This window comes from Pseudomonas sp. GW821-FHT05D12 (assembly GCF_059419825.1).
In genome coordinates this window covers 317,255-333,705 of record NZ_JBWKSN010000007.1, presented here as the reverse complement: position 1 = coordinate 333,705, position 16,451 = coordinate 317,255, and the positions used below count along the sequence as shown (strand labels likewise).

Sequence of the window (16,451 nt, the reverse complement as noted above, 5' to 3'; positions counted from 1 at the left end):
GTTCGGCAACGCCAGGGTGACACGGCTCAAAGGCTGAAATCACCCTCTGACACCAGCTCGCTCAGCGGCTTGCGCGGGCTCGGTGCTTCGCGGCCTTGCAGGTACTCGGGCAAGGTCGACTTGTCACCCAGCTTGCCGACGGCCACGGCCGCGTGCAGCGCATACCCTTCAGGAATCTTCAGCTCCTTGCGGGTCAGCTCCTGGTCGAAGCCGGCCATGCCGTGGGTGTGCCAGCCGCTGAGGCTGGCTTGCAGCGCCAGGTGGCCCCAGGCCGAGCCGGTGTCGAAGGTGTGCCACAGCGCCGGGGTTTCTTCCGTGGCGCCAGGGGCGGTGAAGTCGGTTTTCGAGGCGATGATCACCAGGGCCGAGGCATGCTGCGCCCACCCACGGTTGAATTCATTCAGCAGGCCCAGGAAACGTTCCCAGTCCGGCGTGTCGCGGCGCGCGTAGAGAAAGCGCCATGGCTGCGAGTTGTAGGCCGACGGCGCCCAGCGTGCGGCTTCAAAGAAGCTCAGTAGGGTTTCCTGGGGAATGCTTTCACCGGTAAAGGCGCGTGGCGACCAGCGCTCGGTGAACTGGGTGTGGATCGGGTAATCGGCAACGCGTGGATTTGTGCTCATGAACAGTTCCTGATGACGACGATGGGCTACGGTGAGATAGGCAAGCGCAGTTCAAAAAAACGGGGCACCGATGAGCTCGGCGAGGGTTTTTTCAAGGCTCCATGGGGCGTCGTGGGCAATGCGGCGAAGCATTTATGGCGGCCGACGCAGGGCCTTCGCGGCTCACAAAGCTACTGCGACGAAGGGTCGCTGACAAGTCTTGTCGTACCGACAGTCGCCAGCGCTTGGCCCCAAGGGCCTTGGGCACTAGACTGGCGGCCTTTTCACCTACCGATACTGATGCAGAGCCATGGCCGCCAAAGTCGAACCTTTCTGGATACGCAAAACCCTTGAACACCTCGACCAGGAGGAGTGGGAGTCGTTGTGCGACGGCTGTGGCCTGTGCTGCCTGCAAAAGCTTGAGGATGAGGACGACAACAGCGTCTATTACACGCGTATCGCCTGCAAACTGCTCGACCTGAAGACCTGTCAGTGCACCGACTACCCCAACCGCCGCGCCTCGGTGCCCGACTGCATCCAGCTCACCCCGGGCCAGGCCGACCAGTTCAAATGGCTGCCGCCCACCTGCGGCTATCGCCTGGTCAGCGAGCGCAAGGACCTGCCGCTGTGGCACCACCTGGTCTGCGGCGACCGCGACGCCGTGCACCATGAACGCATTTCCCAGTCCGGGCGCATGCTCAGCGAAGGCAGCGTGCCCGAGGATGACTGGGAGGATTACCTGATTTTCCGCGCGGGCTGAACGAGGAGTGTGTATGAGGGCGGGAACCCAGCTGGCGGCAAGCCTGGTGTTACTGGCGTTGAGCATGCCTGCGTGGTGCGCGAAGAAGGTTGACCTGGATTATCACGTCAAGTTGTTGCCCCAGAGCGATCAGGCCGAGGTGCGGGTGAGCCTGTCCCAGGGCTCGGCGGTGCGCAGCCTGGATTTCGACCTTGGCCATGACGGTGACTACAGCGACTTCAAGGCTGATGGCCAATGGAGTGTCACCGAGCACCGCGGCCGGTGGCAACCCGGCGCCAACAAGGCCAGCCTGACCTACCGGGTTCGCCTCACCCACGCGCGCAAGCCGGGCATTTATGAAGCGCGGATGACGCCGAGTTGGGCGTTGTTTCGCGGCGAAAACCTGGTGCCGCCCGCGCGCCTCGACCAGCAGGACGGGGTGGAGTTGGTCTCGCGCCTGGTGTTCGAACTGCCGGCGGGCTGGAAAAGTATCGAAACCGCCTGGCCGCGCATCGGCAAGAACAAATTTCGTATCGACAATGTTTCGCGCCTGTTCGACCGGCCGACCGGCTGGATGCTCGCCGGCACCCTCGGCAGCCGTCGCGTGCGCCTGGGCGAGAGCGAAGTCACCGTCGCGTCGCCCAAGGGCCAGGCCATGCGTCGCATGGATGTGCTGACGTTGCTGACGTTCGTCTGGCCCCAGGTGGAAGCGGCGTTCCCGCGCCATCCGGCCAAGCTGCTGGTGGTAGGCGCCAGCGACCCGATGCGACGTGGCGCGTTTGCCGCGCGCGACTCGATCTACCTCAACAGCCGTACGCCGCTGGTCAGTGAAAATGGCAGCAGCCCGCTACTCCGTGAAGTAGTGCAGGCGATTGGCCGTTTCAACGATCACGACACCAGTGACTGGATCAGCGAGGGCCTGGGCGAGTACTACGCCATCGAGCTGCTGCGCCGTGCCGGCGGCATTACCGATGAGCGATATCAGGCAATCCAGGCGCGGTTGGTCAAGGAGGGCAAGGACGTGACCAGCCTGCGCGGCGAGCACGTCAGCGGGGCGACGGTGTCACGGGCGGTGGTGGTGTTGCAGGAGCTGGATCGCGAGATCCGCGTGAAAACCCACAACAAGCGCTCCCTGGATGATCTCGCCCAGGCGGTGATGCGGGCCAACAGCATTACCACGGCGGAGTTTGTGCAACTGGCCGAGAGCATCATCGGCGAGACGTCGGTGGTGCTGGACAGCAAGCTGCTGCGCTGAATCCGCCGAACAGACTGCAACTTCGTGTAGGAGCCCGGCAAGCCGGGCTCCTACACGAAAGACTAGCCGGTGGTTTTTACCGCTTTTTCAGCCGCCACTTCGGCCTTGGTCTTCAAGTTTTTCAGCTCTTCACCGGCGCGCTCGATCTTTGTACGCACGCTGTTCATTTCCTGACGGCCCTGTTCCAGCTTGTCCTTGAGCGAGCTGTGCCCGGTGACGCCGCGCACCAGCGCCACGCCGCCAATCGCTACCTGGATCAAGCCGAAAATCCCGCCGCGGCGCAGGCCTTTGCCGACCATCATCACGCCACCGGCCACCGAGCCGATGCGCTCCCAGCCGTGCACGTTCTGGGTGGGCTGGGTCTGGAACGGCGTGTGTTCGATGATAGGGCGCAAGGTTTTGCTGTCGCTCATGATCTGTCTCCAACGAGGGCTAGTGATATGCAGCTGACTGCGGGCAGGCGCCGGATGTTCCCGATAAATCAGTACTTGGGGCCCGAACGGGTGTTGTTGCCCTTGGCCAGGCGGTCGTAGAGCACCACGTTGACGGTCGCGGCGAGGTTCATGCAGCCGGTGGTCGGGATGTACACGACGTCTTCGCACCAGTCGCGGATCTCTTTATCCAACGAGCCATCTTCGGGGCCGAAGATATACAGCGCGCGGTCAGGGTGCGTGTATTCGGGCAGTGGGCGGGCGCCTTCCACCAACTCCACCGCGACCGGGATGCAGCCCAGGGGGAGGATTTTCTTCAGGTCGTCGATGCCGATCAGCGGAATGTCGTGGTGGACTTTCTTGGTGTCGGTGATGAAGTCCCGGGCGCGCTCGTAGCGCACGCCGGTGTAGAACACCGAGGCCACGCCGTAGCAGCCGGCGGCACGCATCACCGAACCAACGTTTTCGGGGGATTTGGGGTTATACAGACCGATGCAGCTGTAGCGTTTATTGCCCACGGGAGTGCCTTAAAAAGGCAGCAGTATAGCGGCAAGCTACAAGCTGCAAGTAAAAGCGGCATGGCTTTTTCTTGTAGCTTGCTGCTTGAAACTTGCAGCTGCGTCATTCAGTCGTCTTTCTTCATCAGCCCCGCCAACGCCGCAAATGGGTTGTGCGTGGCCTTGGCAATCGTCGGGCTGCTGGTGGAGCCTTCGCCGAAGTACTGCTGGTCGGTGTAGCGCGAGTGTTCGTTGTCGTGGCAGTACAGGCACAGCAACTCCCAGTTGGAACCGTCCTGGGGATTGTCATCATGATTGTGATTTCGGTGGTGTACGGTGAGCTCGCTCAAGCGTTTGCCGGAGAACTCACGGGCGCAGCGGCCGCACACGTGGGGGTACATCTTCAAGGCTTTGTCGCGGTAGCCCATTTCCCGGTCACGCTGGGCATCGGCCAGGATGCGGTCCAGCTTGGCGGTGTGGGAGGGCGGGTTGGTCGAGCTCATCATGGCTCCTGGCTATTTGGTGGGTCACGGATAGGGTTGATTCTAGCCGCTCGCGCTGTAAAAGACCGCTGGCTTTTTCAGCAACCGTACAGCCTGGCCGCGACGAACGTTTGTAGTATCGGTTCACTCACTTTCATAAGGATCTGAAGCCTATGCGTTTACCTACATGGACAGTTGCACTGCTGCTTTGCGTGCTGGCGGCTCAAGCCCAGGCGTTTTCCACCCCCAAGCCCGGCCAGGTGATCGAGGTCAGCCTCGAACAGTTGCACCCGACCCAGGCGGTGGTGGGGTTCGACCAGATTTACTACAGCCTGGGGCTGTTTGCCGACAAACCGAAGAAGGTCTTCGATGAATACTGCGAAACCAACGGCCAGGGCGAAGCCGACAACGTGCCGAAAAAGGCCGACCTGCAGCGGCCCGACAGCTTCACCTGCAAGGACCCGGTGGGCACCCATCCTGAAGACATGAAAACCGTGGTGGTCGGCCCCGCGGGCCAGCTGTACCTGACCGACGGCCACCACAGTTTCACCACCTTGTGGGAAGTCCCCGGCGGCGGTCCCCGGTTGAACATGTGGGTCAAGGTCACCGACGACTTCAGCGACAGCCCCGACCTCGCCACGTTCTGGCAGCGCATGCAGGCGGCGCGCAAGGTCTGGCTCAAGGACAACCAGGGCCAGACCCTGCCGCCGGCGCAATTGCCGGCCCACCTGGGCTTCAAGAACCTGCAGGACGACATGTTCCGCAGCCTGGTGTACTTCACGCGCAAGGCCGCCTATGGCAAGCCGGAGGAGGGTGCGGTGGCGCCGGAATTTCTGGAGTTCTACTGGGGCAACTGGCTGCGCACGCAGGTCGACCTGAGCCAGTACAACCTGGACAAGAAAAGCGGCTACAAGGACGCCATTGAAGCCGTCGCCCAGCGCATGGTCAGCCTCGCGCCGGGCTCACAGGTTGGCGACAGCGGTTTTACCGCCCATCAACTGGGCGGCATGACCACGCTGGACCGCGCTGAGCTGGAGAAGACCTTCGAGAAAAAAGTGCCGTATGTGATTGATTACCGCAAATCCCGCAACTGACGCGGGATTGGAAATGTGGGCGCTGGCCGGCCGGCGCCTACAGGGGCTCAGCCCTTGAGCTTCTCGGCGATCCAGATGGTGTGCCGGGTGCCCTTGTTACCGTGGGCGAACACCTGCACTTCTTCGGCCTTGAAACCCGCCTTGCGCAGTTTGTCGCTGAACAGTTTGTCGGCGCTGGCGGACCAGACCGCCAGCACGCCCTTGGGGCGCAGGGCTTTGGCACAGGCTGCCAGGCCACCGGCGGAATAGAGCCAACTGTTGGCTTTTTGCGTCAGGCCTTCGGGGCCGTTGTCGACGTCGAGCATGATCGCGTCAAAACCCTGGGGCTCGGCCTGCAGTACGTTGGCCACGTCTTCCAGGCGGATCACGGTGCGCGGGTCGAGCAATGGCCGACCGGATTTCTCGCCCAGCGGGCCACGGTTCCATTCCACAACGCCGGGCACCAGTTCCGCCACCACCACCTCGGCAGTCTTGCCCAAATGCTTGAGCGCCGAAGCCAGGGTAAAGCCCATGCCCAGCCCGCCGATCAACACCCGCGAACCCGGACGGCCAGCGACTTTGCGGCAGGGAATTTCCGCCAGGGCGTCTTCCGAACCGTGCATGCGCGTGTTCATCAACTGGCCGCCGTCCCCGCCCTGGATCTTGATGACAAAATCCTCACCGTATTCGAACAGGCACAAGGCGCCGCCATTGTCGGGGATCGGGGTGGTGTCCAGCAGAACGAAACGTTTCATGGAAATCTCATTGGGAAGGGCATTCTTGCGCGGTTGGGAGTAGCCTTGTGACATTCCGGTCAGGCCATGGAGCCATCGATGAAGTGCAGCATTCTAACGGTCATTGTGTTGAGCGCGCTCGCATTGGGTGCGGCGCAGGCTCAGGAGTTGCAAACCGTACCGGTCGCCCCGACGCCAACCCCAGGCGCGCCGGGCACGCCAACGCCGACGCTCTACCCGCAAGTCACCCCGCCCGCCGTGCCCAAGACCAACGGCTCGCCGCCCCTGGTGCCCATCGTGCTGCCGACGCCGCCGAAGGACCAGACGGTGCCGGGCCTGCTGCAAAACGACAGCAAACCGAAGACGCCCGGCGGCTAGAACTGTTGCGAGAGTAATTGCCCGTCGGCCATGCGCAGGCGCTTAGACAGGGCAATGGCAATGGCGCGGATGATCTTGGCGGCCACCCGAGGCGCTTCGTTGAGCATCTTCTCCAGGGAATCCTTGCCCAGGTTCAACAGCACGCAGTCACTGGCGGCCACGCAGCTGGCCGAACGCCGCTCGCCGTCCAGCACCGCCATTTCACCGAAAGCGCGCCCACTGCGCAGGGTGGCGATCGTCAGGCGCTGGCCGGTGTGGCTGGATTTCTGCACGGCCACCTGGCCGCTGTGGAGGATGCACATGAACGTGCCGGCATCGCCCTCGAGGAAAATCACCTCATCGCGGGCAATGCTGCTGATATTGAAGTAGCCGGCGGCCACGTGGAAATCTTCCGGCAACAGCGGGTCGAACAGACCGCAGTCCATGAGCATGTCGCGGATTTCGTTATTCAGGAGCGTCGGTTGAGGCATGGCTGCAGTATTGATCCATCAATCAGGTAGGCGGTCCTGTGTTCAGACAGGACCGCCGCGCTAAGTTCCTTAAACCAGCCCCAGCGCCTTGAACACAAATGCATATTCGAGCGCTACGTCACGTAATCCCTGGTAACGACCGCTCATCCCACCGTGGCCGGCGCCCAGTTCGGTCTTGAGCAGCAGGAGATTGTCGGAGGTGGCGGTGTCGCGCAACTTGGCCACCCACTTGGCCGCTTCCCAGTACTGCACGCGGCTGTCGTTGTAGCCGGCAATCACCAGCAGGGCCGGGTAGGCCTGGGCGCTGACGTTTTCGTACGGCGCGTAAGCCTTGATGCGCGCATACACCTCGGGCTCTTCGGGATTGCCCCATTCATCGTACTCGGTGATGGTCAGCGGCAGTTCCGGGTCGAGCATGGTGTTGAGCACATCGACGAACGGCACCTCGGCAATCGCCGCCTGGAACAGCTCCGGACGCTGGTTGAGCACCGCGCCGATCAACAGCCCGCCGGCGCTGCCGCCACTGATCGCCAGTTGGGTGGACGTGGTCAGGCCCTGGGCGATCAGGTGTTCGGCACACGCGATAAAGTCGCTGAAGGTGTTCTGCTTGTGAGCCTGCTTGCCGTTGCGGTACCAGGCTTCTCCCAGTTCGCCGCCGCCGCGCACATGCGCAATGGCGAAAGCGACGCCACGGTCGAGCAGGCTCAGGCGCGCATGCGAGAACCATGGGTCGAGGCTGTGGCCATAGGCGCCGTAGCCATACAGGTACAGCGGCGTCGGCTTGCCGAGCTGGTCGCGCTTGACCACCAGGCTGATCGGCACCTGCGTGCCATCGGCGGAGGTGGCCCACAGGCGCTGGCTGACGTAGTCATCGGCATTGAACACGCCGAGTACCGGGGTTTCCTTGAGCACCTGTTGTGCGCCGCTGGCCAGTTCCAGCTGACGGACCTGGGCCGGGCGGTTCAGGGCTTCGTAGCGCAGGCGAATCTTGTCGCTGGGGAATTCCAGGCTGTTCTGTACGTAGAGGCTGTAGGCAGCGTCAGGCAATTCCACGCGATAGGCCGGCAGGCCTTGCGGGTGCACTTCGATCACGGGCAGGCCGCCAATGCGCAGGCTCAGGGTCATGGCGCTGGCGTTCAGGCTGACGCCGTCGAGCATCACGTCGTCGCTGTGGGGGATCAGGTTCTGCCACTGGTCCTCGGTTGGCACATCGCCGGTATCGGCAGCGACGAACAGCGCGTAGTTGATGCCATCGCGGTTGCTGCGGATAAACCAGGTCCACTCGCCGTCGAGCTTGCCGTGGTCGACGTCATATTCATGGTCCTCGACCCGTGGCGCCAGGCAAGTGAAGTCCAGGTGCGGCTGGTTGGCGTCCAGCGCCCAGATTTCGCTGGTGGTCTTGCTGCCCAGGGCCAGCAACAGTTGGCGCTCGGAGCTGGAGCGGTAGCAATGCAGGAAGAAACGCCCGTCGGGCTCGTGGAACACTTCCTGCGCTGCGGTGCCGTCCAGGCGATAGCGATACAACTTGTGCGGGCGGTGCGTGTCGTCGAGTTCGCCGAAAAACAGGGTCAGGCTGTCGTTGGCCCAGGTCATGCTGCCGTCGCAGTTCTCGAACGCCAGTTCGCTGACCTTGTCGGTGGCCAATTCCTTCACGAACAGGGTGTAGATCTCCTCGCCACTGGTATCCAGGCTGTAGGCCAGGCGTTGGTGGTCGGGGCTGATGCTGAATGCACCGAGGGAGAAGAATCCGCCATTGGCCAGCACGTTCGGGTCCAGCAGCAGTTCCTCGCTGCTGTCGTCGACCTGGTTGCTGTCGTCGGCCGGACGGCGGCAGCGGTAGTGGCGGGCGTATTCGTCACCGGCGGTGGTGCGCGTGTAGTACAGGTACGGGCCCCACGGCGAGGGCAGCGACAGGTCGGTTTCGAGGATGCGGCCCTTGATCTCTTCGAACAGCGTTTCGCGCAAGGCCTGCTGGTCGGCGAGCTGGGCTTCCTGCCAGGCGTTTTCGGCCTTGAGGTAATCGAGGACTTCGGCGCTGTCACGCTCCTGCAGCCAGGCGTACGGGTCCTGGCCTGGGGCCTTGCGGGCAATCGGGGCGGCAGTGATGTGGGTCGATGACGGCATGGATCACTCTCTGTCTGGCGGAAGGTGGCAGGCATTGCAGCCGCGACACGCAAAAGCCGTTATCATAGCCGCCTGTTTGCCTACCTTGCCATGGACACCATGACCGAGAACGACTATCTGACCGCTTGGGGCCTCTACGCCTTTGCCGCTTTGGGCTGCCTGTTGGTGTGGTGGCGCATGACCCGCTGGATCTGGCGCTGGCTGCGCGAGCCGCTGCAATTGCTGATGGCGGTGCTGCTGTTCAGCCCGACCATCGTCGACCCGGTCAAGACCCAGTTCGCGCCGGCCGTGGCCATTACCGCGCTGGACCTGGTGCTCAAGGTCGGCAACAACGCCTGGCGGGCGATCTCCGATCTGTTCATGTACACGATGATTGCGTTTGCCGTGTACCTCGTGTTCGTGTTGATCCGTTGGCCCATCGAGCGCGCCGCCAATGCCCGTCGGGAGCGCAAGGCCGCCGTCGATGCCGCCCTGGCCGCCGAGCCGGACGATGACGACGAGCCTTTGCGCCGTCCTGCCCCCGTGAGCGGTATGCGCGTCGAGCCGCGCCTTTAACGTTGTCCGCCCTGCAGCGAGAGCCCTGGCATGTGTGAATTATTGGGCATGAGTGCCAACGTCCCCACCGATATCGTGTTCAGCTTTACCGGGCTGATGCAGCGCGGTGGGCGCACTGGCCCGCACCGCGACGGTTGGGGCATCGCCTTCTACGAAGGCCGTGGCCTGCGCCTGTTCCAGGACCCGGCCGCCAGCAGCGAGTCGGAAGTCGCCCTGCTGGTGCAGCGGTATCCCATCAAGAGCGAAGTGGTGATCGGGCATATCCGCCAGGCCAACGTCGGCAAGGTGAGCCTGGCCAACACTCATCCGTTCGTGCGTGAGCTGTGGGGGCGCAACTGGTGTTTCGCCCACAACGGCCAGCTGGCGGACTTCACCCCGCGCGCCACCTTCTACCGCCCGGTCGGCGATACCGACAGCGAAGCGGCGTTCTGCGACCTGCTCAACCGCGTGCGCGAGGCGTTCCCCGAGCCGGTGGGCATCGAGCGAATGCTGCCGGATCTGATCGCCGCCTGCGCTGAATACCGCAGCAAAGGCGTGTTCAACTGCCTGCTCAGCGATGGCGACTGGCTGTTTTGCTTTTGCTCGACGAAATTGGCGCAGATTACCCGGCGTGCGCCGTTTGGCCCCGCGCGCCTGAAAGATGTCGACGTGATCGTCGATTTTCAGGCCGAAACCACACCCAACGATGTGGTGACGGTGATCGCCACCGAGCCGTTGACCGACAACGAAAACTGGACCCGCTACGAACCGGGCCAATGGAGCCTGTGGCGACGCGGTGAATGCGTCAGCCAGGGCATCACCGAGTAAGGATATCGACCATGTTGCTCAGTTACCTGCGGTTGGTGCTGTTTGCCATTGGCCTGTTGGTCGGCGTGCAAGTGCCGGGGTTCATCAACGATTACGCCAAGCGCGTCGAAGCCCACTTGATCGAGGCCCAGACCGGCCTGCGCGGGTTCGAGTCCACCGCGCAGCAGTTCTTCAATGGCGACCTGCAGGCGCTGGTCGCCCACTACCGCGCCAGCGATGACCCGGTGTTCCAGAGCGATGCCAACAGCCTGGGCGCCATGCTCGATCGGCAGGTGGCGCTGGACAAGCAATTCCAGGCGATGCAAGGCCCCTGGTACATCCGCGCGCTGCAAGTGGCCGTGGCTGCCGACCCGGATATCCGCCTGGAAACCTGGAATGGCTACAGCTACCAGATCCTGTTGACCCCCGAAGCCATGGGCTGGGGCCTCGGCGGGGCGATGCTGCTGTCGTTCGGCCTGGAATGCCTGTTCCGCCTGATCGACTGGGTAGTGCTGGGCGGCAAGCGCCTGCGCCAGAGCCGGCCGATCGAAGAGCGAGATCTGAAAGGCCTCTAACGGCCACCTTGAATCACTGTAGGCGCGCGGTTTGCGGCGATGCGGCTCACGCGACGCTGAGGCGCTATCGCCGGCAAGCCGGCTCCTGCAGGTTTGGGCGGGTCAGGCCAGCACCATGCGCTCGGCGCCCACTTCCTCGGCATACTGCGCCACCACCTTCTGGCACAGCCCGACAATCTCCTCGACCAACTCCACCCCCACACGCCACGACACCACCACCTGCAGATTCGGTAGTTGCTGCGCCATCGGCAGCATCACCAGTTCGCCGCGCGCGAGTTCCTCAGTGACCAGCACCGGCGGCAGTGCGCCAATGCCGAAGCCATCACGCAGCAGCCGCGTGATCGCCGACACGGAGTTCACACAGTTCATCCTCGGCGCGGCCACGCCATTGGCCTGCATCAGGCTGAGCACATCCTGGTGCGGGTGGGAGTTTTTCGAATAGGTGATGATGCGCTCCTGGGCCAGTTCGGCGAGGGACGCGTAGTCGCGGTTGTAGATCGATTGGCTGGCGACGATCCACGCCATGGGGTGGCTGGCCAGTTCCAGGCTGCGCACGGTTTCCAGGCGCAGCAGGTCGGTTTGCAGGATCAAATCCAGAAAGCCTTTTTGCAGCTGATCGCTGAGGTTCAGCGCCGTATCGGCGACCAACTCGATTTCTACCAGCGGAAAATGGTCCATCAACTCGGCGACCAGCGGGCTCAGCCACGTGTGGATCACCGTGTCCATCGCGCCGATGCGGATGCGCCCGACCTTGCTGCTGGTGGTCTCCAGGGACTGCTTCAGGCCTTGCATGGTCACCATCATCTGCTCGGCATAATCGAGCACCTTCAGGCCTTCCGGGGTCAGGCTCACGCCCCGTGAGTCACGCAGAAACAACTTCACGCCCAGCTCGCTTTCCAGCACCGCAATGCGGCTGGAGATCGAGGCCTGGGTGGTGAACAACTTCTCGGCGGTCAGCCGAAAGCTCTTGAGCTTGGCCACCCAGACGAAGGTTTCGAGGAACTTCAAATTCATGGGATCAACTTTTCTTATGCTTGGATCGGTTTTTATTAGTTGGACGCCGCACCGGGCCAGCGCCAAAAATCGAGTTATTCCACGATAAGCGTCGTTGGGGTGCCAGGACAAGTTGCGAGTTCTGTGTAAAAAATCCCACACTACAAAAAAACAAAGCCTACAGGAGCGACCACCGTGAGCCGCCTGCTACTGAATTGCGACATCGGCGAAAGCTTTGGCAACTGGACGATGGGTCTGGACGCCGAGGTCATGCCGTTCATCGATTGCGCCAACGTGGCCTGTGGCTTCCACGCCGGCGACCCGAGCATCATGCGCAAGACCGTCGGCCTGGCGCTCAAGCACGGTGTGCAAGTCGGCGCGCACCCGGCGTATCAGGACCTGCAAGGTTTCGGTCGTCGCTCTATGGCCTACACGCCCGAAGAAATCCAGGACCTGCTGCATTACCAGATCGGCGCTCTCGACGGCATCTGCCGCGCCCAGGGTGGGCGGGTCAGCTACGTCAAGCCACACGGCGCGATGTACAACGACATGATGGCCAACCCCGTGCAGCTGCGCGCGGTGATCCAGGCCGTGGCCGCCTATGGCGACCTGCCGCTGATGCTGCTGGCCACCCGCGACAACAGCGCGGCCCAGGCCCTGGGCGATGAATACGGGGTCATCCTGTGGTTCGAGGCCTTCGCCGACCGTGCCTACGACCCCAAGGGGCATCTGGTTTCGCGCCAATTGCCGGGTGCCGTGCACCATGATTCCGACACCATCGTCCAGCAGGCCCTGACCCTTTCCCGTGGCGAGGCCCTGACGGCCAGCGATGGCAGCCCACTGGTATTGCGGGCCAACACCCTGTGCGTGCATGGCGACAACGCCAGCTCGGTCGCCGCCGTGCAGCGCATTCGCGAGGCATTGAAGCCAACATGAAGCCACGCATTGAAGTGGTGGCCATCGACGCACTGATGGTGCGTCTGTTTGACGTGATTGCCGAAGCCAACATGCCGTGGATGCTCGCCGCCACCCAGCGCTTGCGCAGCGGTTTCGGGCCCGCGCTGGTCGACCTGGTGCCGTCCTACACCACGTTGATGGTGCATTACGACCTCACCGCGTTGAGCCCGTCCCAGGCCCGCGCGTTGATCGACGAAGCCCTGACTGACCTGCAACCCCAAGCCCAGGGCGGCGGCCAGTGCCATGTGCTGCCGGTGTGGTACGACCCGAGCGTCGGCCCTGAACTGACGTTGCTCGCCCAGCGCAGTGGCCTGGCGGTCGATGAAGTGATCCGTCGTCACAGTGCCCACCAATACCAGGTATTCGCCCTCGGCTTCGCCCCCGGTTTTGCCTTTATGGGGCTGGTCGACGAAATCCTCGCCACACCACGCCTGAGTACCCCGCGCAAGCGCGTGGCGGCCGGCAGCGTCGGCCTCGCCGAGCGGCAAACGGCCGCCTACCCGGTGGTATCTCCCGGCGGCTGGAACCTGATCGGCCGCACCCCGGCCAAGCTGTTCGACCGCGAACGCGACGGCTACAGCCTGATGCAACCCGGTGATACGGTGCGTTTTGAAGCCGTCGATCACGCGGAATTTATCCACCTGGGTGGCGATGACACGCCGTTGGAGGCGCAGGCATGAGCCGCTTGTTGATCGAGGCCAGCACGCCGCTGTGCCTGTTGCAGGACGCCGGCCGCTTTGGCGTGCGCCACCTGGGCGTGACCCAGGGCGGTGCGCTGGACTGGGTGTCGATGTCCTGGGCCAATTGGCTGCTGGGCAATGCGCTGGATGCGCCGGTGGTGGAAATCACCCTTGGTGGTTTTACCGTGCAGGCCGAGGAGTATTGCCTGCTGGCGTTGGCCGGTGCGGACCTGGGTGCGTACATCGACGAACGCGCCATCAGCCCCGGCCGCAGTTTCATCCTGCAAAAGGGCCAGCGCCTGCGCTTTACCCAGCCGTTCAGCGGGGCCAGGGCCTACCTGGCGGCGCCGGGCGGCTTTGATGCGCCGCAGGTGCTGGGCAGTTGTGCCACGGTGGTGCGCGAGGAGTTGGGCGGGCTGGATGGCTTCGGCAGGGCGTTGGTCGAAGGCGCGCGGTTGGGCTACTCCGGGACAGGCGGTGCGATGAAAGTGCTGAGCGATTCAGTCCTGCCCGCCAAGGGGCCGCTGGATGTGATCGTCGGTGCACAGATCGGCCAGTTCAGCGGCCAGAGCCTGTTCGATGCCTTCAATACCGAATGGGCGCTGGACAGCCGCGCCGACCGCATGGGCATGCGCCTGTTGGGCACGCCGTTGCAGTACCAGGGGCCGTCATTGATTTCCGAAGGGATTCCGTTGGGGGCCATCCAGGTGCCACCGGATGGACAGCCGATTGTGTTGCTCAATGACCGGCAGACCATTGGCGGGTATCCACGCCTGGGCGCGTTGACGCCGTTGGCGCTGGCGCGACTGGCGCAGTGCCTGCCGGGGGAAAAGCTCAGGTTGGCGCCGGTAGTGCAGGAGACGGCGCATCAGCAACACGTCGACTTCCTGCAGCGTTTTCGCTGAACCCTGTGGGAGCCCGGCTTGCCGGCGATGGCGGCCGCTGGTTCAGCGCAAGACTCAAGGCCCTCATCGCCGGCAAGCCGGGCTCCTGCAAGGGGTTTATTTGGACAGGAAGCGCATCCCTTCTTCCAGCCCGCGCAGCGTCAGCGGGTACATCTGGTCTTCGACCAACTCGCGCACAATCCCCGTCGACGCCGTATAGCCCCAGGTGTCTTTGGGGTACGGGTTTATCCAGATCAGCTTCTTGTACTTGGCCATGAAGCGCTGCATCCACACATACCCTGGCTCTTCATTCCAATGCTCGACGCTGCCGCCGGCCTGGGTGATCTCATACGGGGCCATCGACGCGTCGCCGATAAAGATCACTTTGTAGTCGGCGCCGTACTTGTGCAGCAGGTCCTGGGTGGAAGTGCGCTCCGAGGTGCGGCGCTGGTTGTTCTTCCAGACCGACTCGTACACGAAGTTGTGGAAGTAGAAGTACTCCAGGTGCTTGAACTCGGTCTTGCATGCCGAGAACAGTTCCTCGCAGATCTTCACATGGGCGTCCATCGAGCCGCCGATGTCGAACAGCAACAACAGCTTGATGGTGTTGCGCCGCTCCGGGCGCATCTGGATGTTCAGCAGCCCGGCGTCGCGGGCGGTGTGGTCGATGGTGCCGTCGATATCCAGCTCTTCGGCCGCACCCTGGCGCGCGAATTTGCGCAGGCGGCGCAGGGCGATCTTGATGTTGCGCGTGCCCAGTTCCACCTGGTCGTCGAGGTTCTTGTACTCGCGCTGGTCCCAGACCTTCACGGCCTTGCCCTGGCGTTTGCCGGCGTCGCCGACGCGAATGCCTTCCGGGTTGTAGCCGCCGGAGCCGAACGGGCTGGTACCGCCGGTGCCGATCCACTTATTGCCGCCGGCGTGGCGTTCCTTCTGTTCTTCCAGGCGTTGCTTGAACGCCTCGATCAGCTTGTCGAGGCCGCCGAGGGACTGGATCTGTGCGCGTTCCTCGTCGCTCAGCGAGCGTTCGAATTCCTTGCGCAGCCAGTCTTCGGGGATCAGCGCCTGCAGGTGGTCGTCGAGCTTTTCGAGGCCGTTGAAGTAGGCGCCGAAGGCTCGGTCGAACTTGTCGAAATGCCGTTCGTCCTTGACCAGGATCGCCCGGGCCAAGTAGTAGAACTCGTCCATGTCGGCGAAGGTCACGCGCTGTTTCAGCGCGTTGATCAGGTCGAGCAGCTCGCGCACCGAGACCGGCACCTTGGCTGCGCGCATTTCATTGAACAGGTTGAGCAACATTATCGATTACCGCGACGGCTCATGAATGCCAGACGTTCAAGCAGTTGCACGTCTTGCTCGTTCTTCACCAAGGCACCGGCCAGCGGCGGGATCGCCTTGGTGGGGTCGCGCTCGCGTAGCACCGCTTCGCCGATATTGTCGGCCATCAGCAGCTTGAGCCAGTCCACCAGTTCGGAGGTGGAAGGTTTCTTTTTCAGGCCCGGCACCTTGCGCACATCGAAGAACACGTCCAGCGCTTCGCTGACGAGGTCCTTCTTGATGTCGGGGTAGTGCACATCGACGATCTTTTGCAGGGTGGTACGGTCGGGGAAGGCGATGTAGTGGAAGAAGCATCGGCGCAGGAAGGCGTCCGGCAGCTCTTTTTCATTGTTGGAGGTAATGATGATGATCGGGCGTTTCTTCGCCTTGATCGTCTCGTCGATTTCGTAGACGTAGAACTCCATCTTGTCGAGTTCCTGCAACAGGTCGTTGGGGAACTCGATGTCGGCCTTGTCGATTTCATCGATCAGCAGGATCACGCGCTCTTCGGACTCGAACGCCTCCCACAGCTTGCCTTTCTTCAGGTAGTTGCGCACGTCGTGCACCTTGTCCACGCCCAGTTGCGAGTCGCGCAGGCGGCTGACCGCGTCGTACTCGTACAGGCCCTGGTGGGCCTTGGTGGTGGACTTGATGTGCCAGGTGATCAGCTTGGCACCGAAGGATTCGGCCAGTTGCTCGGCGAGCATGGTCTTGCCGGTGCCGGGCTCACCCTTGACCAGCAGCGGACGCTCCAGGGTAATGGCAGCGTTGACGGCCAGTTTCAGGTCATCGGTGGCAACGTAGGCCTGGGTGCCTTCGAACTTCATCGGTCATTCCTCGAATTCATCAATGCCCGGACTATACCGCGCGGCCCCGGCGACTGTGAACGCAGACGGGTTATTCAGTCTCTGAATGGCCGGTCAGG

20 protein-coding genes are annotated in these 16,451 nt (G+C 63.0%); 10 read left to right on the top strand and 10 right to left on the bottom strand.

The window, feature by feature from the left end; all coding sequences use genetic code 11:
• Positions 1 to 26 precede the first annotated feature (26 nt).
• Positions 27 to 620: a nitroreductase family protein gene (locus AC07SI_RS16155; protein WP_065902081.1), complete on the bottom strand. Its 594-nt coding sequence runs from the start codon at positions 618 to 620 to the stop codon at positions 27 to 29.
• Between the two features lie 289 nt (positions 621 to 909).
• Here AC07SI_RS16155 and AC07SI_RS16150 point away from each other — a divergent pair, with 289 nt between their 5' ends.
• Both AC07SI_RS16150 and AC07SI_RS16145 read left to right on the top strand, forming a co-directional pair.
• Positions 910 to 1,359, top strand: a complete 450-nt coding sequence (locus AC07SI_RS16150) for a YcgN family cysteine cluster protein (RefSeq protein ID WP_003172524.1) — start codon at positions 910 to 912, stop codon at positions 1,357 to 1,359.
• Positions 1,360 to 1,372: 13 nt separating this feature from the next.
• Entirely contained in the window at positions 1,373 to 2,593 is a 1,221-nt protein-coding gene (locus AC07SI_RS16145; protein WP_495006062.1) for a hypothetical protein, read from the top strand.
• Between the two features lie 62 nt (positions 2,594 to 2,655).
• Here AC07SI_RS16145 and AC07SI_RS16140 read toward each other — a convergent pair whose 3' ends face one another.
• The 3 genes from AC07SI_RS16140 to AC07SI_RS16130 form a co-directional block, all read right to left on the bottom strand.
• Positions 2,656 to 3,006: a YgaP family membrane protein gene (locus tag AC07SI_RS16140; protein WP_065902075.1), complete on the bottom strand. Its 351-nt coding sequence runs from the start codon at positions 3,004 to 3,006 to the stop codon at positions 2,656 to 2,658.
• Between the two features lie 68 nt (positions 3,007 to 3,074).
• Positions 3,075 to 3,542, bottom strand: a complete 468-nt coding sequence (locus AC07SI_RS16135; protein ID WP_003189607.1) for an RNA methyltransferase — start codon at positions 3,540 to 3,542, stop codon at positions 3,075 to 3,077.
• Between the two features lie 107 nt (positions 3,543 to 3,649).
• Positions 3,650 to 4,024: a YajD family HNH nuclease gene (locus tag AC07SI_RS16130; protein ID WP_025858458.1), complete on the bottom strand. Its 375-nt coding sequence runs from the start codon at positions 4,022 to 4,024 to the stop codon at positions 3,650 to 3,652.
• A gap of 152 nt (positions 4,025 to 4,176) precedes the next feature.
• Between AC07SI_RS16130 and AC07SI_RS16125 the strand changes: the two genes are divergently transcribed.
• Positions 4,177 to 5,097 (top strand): ParB/Srx family N-terminal domain-containing protein, encoded by a 921-nt coding sequence (locus AC07SI_RS16125; protein WP_495006061.1) that lies wholly within the window; start codon positions 4,177 to 4,179, stop codon positions 5,095 to 5,097.
• A 47-nt stretch (positions 5,098 to 5,144) separates the two neighbouring features.
• Here the strand turns inward: AC07SI_RS16125 and AC07SI_RS16120 are convergent, their stop codons facing one another.
• On the bottom strand, positions 5,145 to 5,831 hold the full coding sequence (locus AC07SI_RS16120) for a spermidine synthase (RefSeq protein WP_065902069.1): 687 nt from the start codon (positions 5,829 to 5,831) through the stop codon (positions 5,145 to 5,147).
• A 78-nt stretch (positions 5,832 to 5,909) separates the two neighbouring features.
• Between AC07SI_RS16120 and AC07SI_RS16115 the strand changes: the two genes are divergently transcribed.
• Entirely contained in the window at positions 5,910 to 6,188 is a 279-nt protein-coding gene (locus AC07SI_RS16115; RefSeq protein WP_065902067.1) for a hypothetical protein, read from the top strand.
• Here AC07SI_RS16115 and AC07SI_RS16110 read toward each other — a convergent pair.
• Positions 6,185 to 6,658: a cyclic nucleotide-binding domain-containing protein gene (locus tag AC07SI_RS16110; RefSeq protein ID WP_495006060.1), complete on the bottom strand. Its 474-nt coding sequence runs from the start codon at positions 6,656 to 6,658 to the stop codon at positions 6,185 to 6,187. The two genes, AC07SI_RS16115 and AC07SI_RS16110, sit on opposite strands and share 4 nt — an antisense overlap.
• Before the next feature lie 69 nt (positions 6,659 to 6,727).
• Positions 6,728 to 8,782, bottom strand: coding sequence for a S9 family peptidase (locus AC07SI_RS16105; protein ID WP_495006059.1), 2,055 nt, complete (start codon positions 8,780 to 8,782; stop codon positions 6,728 to 6,730).
• A 24-nt stretch (positions 8,783 to 8,806) separates the two neighbouring features.
• On the opposite strand from AC07SI_RS16105, the gene AC07SI_RS16100 reads away from it, so the two are divergent.
• Genes AC07SI_RS16100 through AC07SI_RS16090 form a run of 3 tightly spaced genes read left to right on the top strand, consistent with a single transcriptional unit; the run spans position 8,807 to position 10,698 of the window.
• Positions 8,807 to 9,337 carry an MFS transporter gene (locus AC07SI_RS16100; RefSeq protein ID WP_065902064.1) on the top strand — a complete coding sequence of 177 codons (531 nt, stop codon included), beginning with the start codon at positions 8,807 to 8,809 and terminating at the stop codon, positions 9,335 to 9,337.
• 30 nt (positions 9,338 to 9,367) lie between these two features.
• Positions 9,368 to 10,144, top strand: coding sequence for a class II glutamine amidotransferase (locus tag AC07SI_RS16095; RefSeq protein ID WP_495006058.1), 777 nt, complete (start codon positions 9,368 to 9,370; stop codon positions 10,142 to 10,144).
• An 11-nt stretch (positions 10,145 to 10,155) separates the two neighbouring features.
• Entirely contained in the window at positions 10,156 to 10,698 is a 543-nt protein-coding gene (locus AC07SI_RS16090; protein WP_106804831.1) for a DUF2937 family protein, read from the top strand.
• Positions 10,699 to 10,800: 102 nt separating this feature from the next.
• Here the strand turns inward: AC07SI_RS16090 and AC07SI_RS16085 are convergent, their stop codons facing one another.
• The gene (locus tag AC07SI_RS16085) at positions 10,801 to 11,712 is read right to left on the bottom strand and encodes a LysR family transcriptional regulator (protein WP_120447887.1); all 912 of its coding nucleotides are present in this window, start codon (positions 11,710 to 11,712) and stop codon (positions 10,801 to 10,803) included.
• A gap of 174 nt (positions 11,713 to 11,886) precedes the next feature.
• Between AC07SI_RS16085 and AC07SI_RS16080 the strand changes: the two genes are divergently transcribed.
• From AC07SI_RS16080 to AC07SI_RS16070, 3 genes are read left to right on the top strand one after another with little or no spacing between them, the layout of a single operon-like run.
• On the top strand, positions 11,887 to 12,627 hold the full coding sequence (locus tag AC07SI_RS16080; RefSeq protein ID WP_120447888.1) for a 5-oxoprolinase subunit PxpA: 741 nt from the start codon (positions 11,887 to 11,889) through the stop codon (positions 12,625 to 12,627).
• Entirely contained in the window at positions 12,624 to 13,328 is a 705-nt protein-coding gene (pxpB, locus tag AC07SI_RS16075; protein WP_495006057.1) for a 5-oxoprolinase subunit PxpB, read from the top strand. Before AC07SI_RS16080 ends, pxpB begins: the two co-directional genes overlap by 4 nt.
• Positions 13,325 to 14,233, top strand: a complete 909-nt coding sequence (locus AC07SI_RS16070) for a 5-oxoprolinase subunit C family protein (protein ID WP_495006056.1) — start codon at positions 13,325 to 13,327, stop codon at positions 14,231 to 14,233. The genes pxpB and AC07SI_RS16070 overlap by 4 nt, the downstream gene beginning before the upstream one ends.
• Positions 14,234 to 14,329: 96 nt before the next feature.
• Here the strand turns inward: AC07SI_RS16070 and AC07SI_RS16065 are convergent, their stop codons facing one another.
• Positions 14,330 to 15,508: a vWA domain-containing protein gene (locus AC07SI_RS16065; protein WP_106804825.1), complete on the bottom strand. Its 1,179-nt coding sequence runs from the start codon at positions 15,506 to 15,508 to the stop codon at positions 14,330 to 14,332.
• Positions 15,508 to 16,353 (bottom strand): AAA family ATPase, encoded by an 846-nt coding sequence (locus AC07SI_RS16060; RefSeq protein WP_003210690.1) that lies wholly within the window; start codon positions 16,351 to 16,353, stop codon positions 15,508 to 15,510. The genes AC07SI_RS16065 and AC07SI_RS16060 overlap by 1 nt, the downstream gene beginning before the upstream one ends.
• Between the last annotated feature and the right edge of the window lie 98 nt (positions 16,354 to 16,451).

What these genes read in the sequence shown, in the direction of transcription:
- AC07SI_RS16155 (WP_065902081.1), bottom strand. Translation starts at nt 620, where the DNA reads ATGAGCACAAATCCACGCGTTGCCGATTACCCGATCCACACCCAGTTC.
- AC07SI_RS16150 (WP_003172524.1), top strand. Translation starts at nt 910, where the DNA reads ATGGCCGCCAAAGTCGAACCTTTCTGGATACGCAAAACCCTTGAACAC.
- AC07SI_RS16145 (WP_495006062.1), top strand. Translation starts at nt 1,373, where the DNA reads ATGAGGGCGGGAACCCAGCTGGCGGCAAGCCTGGTGTTACTGGCGTTG.
- AC07SI_RS16140 (WP_065902075.1), bottom strand. Translation starts at nt 3,006, where the DNA reads ATGAGCGACAGCAAAACCTTGCGCCCTATCATCGAACACACGCCGTTC.
- AC07SI_RS16130 (WP_025858458.1), bottom strand. Translation starts at nt 4,024, where the DNA reads ATGAGCTCGACCAACCCGCCCTCCCACACCGCCAAGCTGGACCGCATC.
- AC07SI_RS16125 (WP_495006061.1), top strand. Translation starts at nt 4,177, where the DNA reads ATGCGTTTACCTACATGGACAGTTGCACTGCTGCTTTGCGTGCTGGCG.
- AC07SI_RS16120 (WP_065902069.1), bottom strand. Translation starts at nt 5,831, where the DNA reads ATGAAACGTTTCGTTCTGCTGGACACCACCCCGATCCCCGACAATGGC.
- AC07SI_RS16115 (WP_065902067.1), top strand. Translation starts at nt 5,910, where the DNA reads ATGAAGTGCAGCATTCTAACGGTCATTGTGTTGAGCGCGCTCGCATTG.
- AC07SI_RS16110 (WP_495006060.1), bottom strand. Translation starts at nt 6,658, where the DNA reads ATGCCTCAACCGACGCTCCTGAATAACGAAATCCGCGACATGCTCATG.
- AC07SI_RS16105 (WP_495006059.1), bottom strand. Translation starts at nt 8,782, where the DNA reads ATGCCGTCATCGACCCACATCACTGCCGCCCCGATTGCCCGCAAGGCC.
- AC07SI_RS16095 (WP_495006058.1), top strand. Translation starts at nt 9,368, where the DNA reads ATGTGTGAATTATTGGGCATGAGTGCCAACGTCCCCACCGATATCGTG.
- AC07SI_RS16090 (WP_106804831.1), top strand. Translation starts at nt 10,156, where the DNA reads ATGTTGCTCAGTTACCTGCGGTTGGTGCTGTTTGCCATTGGCCTGTTG.
- AC07SI_RS16085 (WP_120447887.1), bottom strand. Translation starts at nt 11,712, where the DNA reads ATGAATTTGAAGTTCCTCGAAACCTTCGTCTGGGTGGCCAAGCTCAAG.
- pxpB (WP_495006057.1), top strand. Translation starts at nt 12,624, where the DNA reads ATGAAGCCACGCATTGAAGTGGTGGCCATCGACGCACTGATGGTGCGT.
- AC07SI_RS16070 (WP_495006056.1), top strand. Translation starts at nt 13,325, where the DNA reads ATGAGCCGCTTGTTGATCGAGGCCAGCACGCCGCTGTGCCTGTTGCAG.
- AC07SI_RS16065 (WP_106804825.1), bottom strand. Translation starts at nt 15,508, where the DNA reads ATGTTGCTCAACCTGTTCAATGAAATGCGCGCAGCCAAGGTGCCGGTC.
- AC07SI_RS16060 (WP_003210690.1), bottom strand. Translation starts at nt 16,353, where the DNA reads ATGAAGTTCGAAGGCACCCAGGCCTACGTTGCCACCGATGACCTGAAA.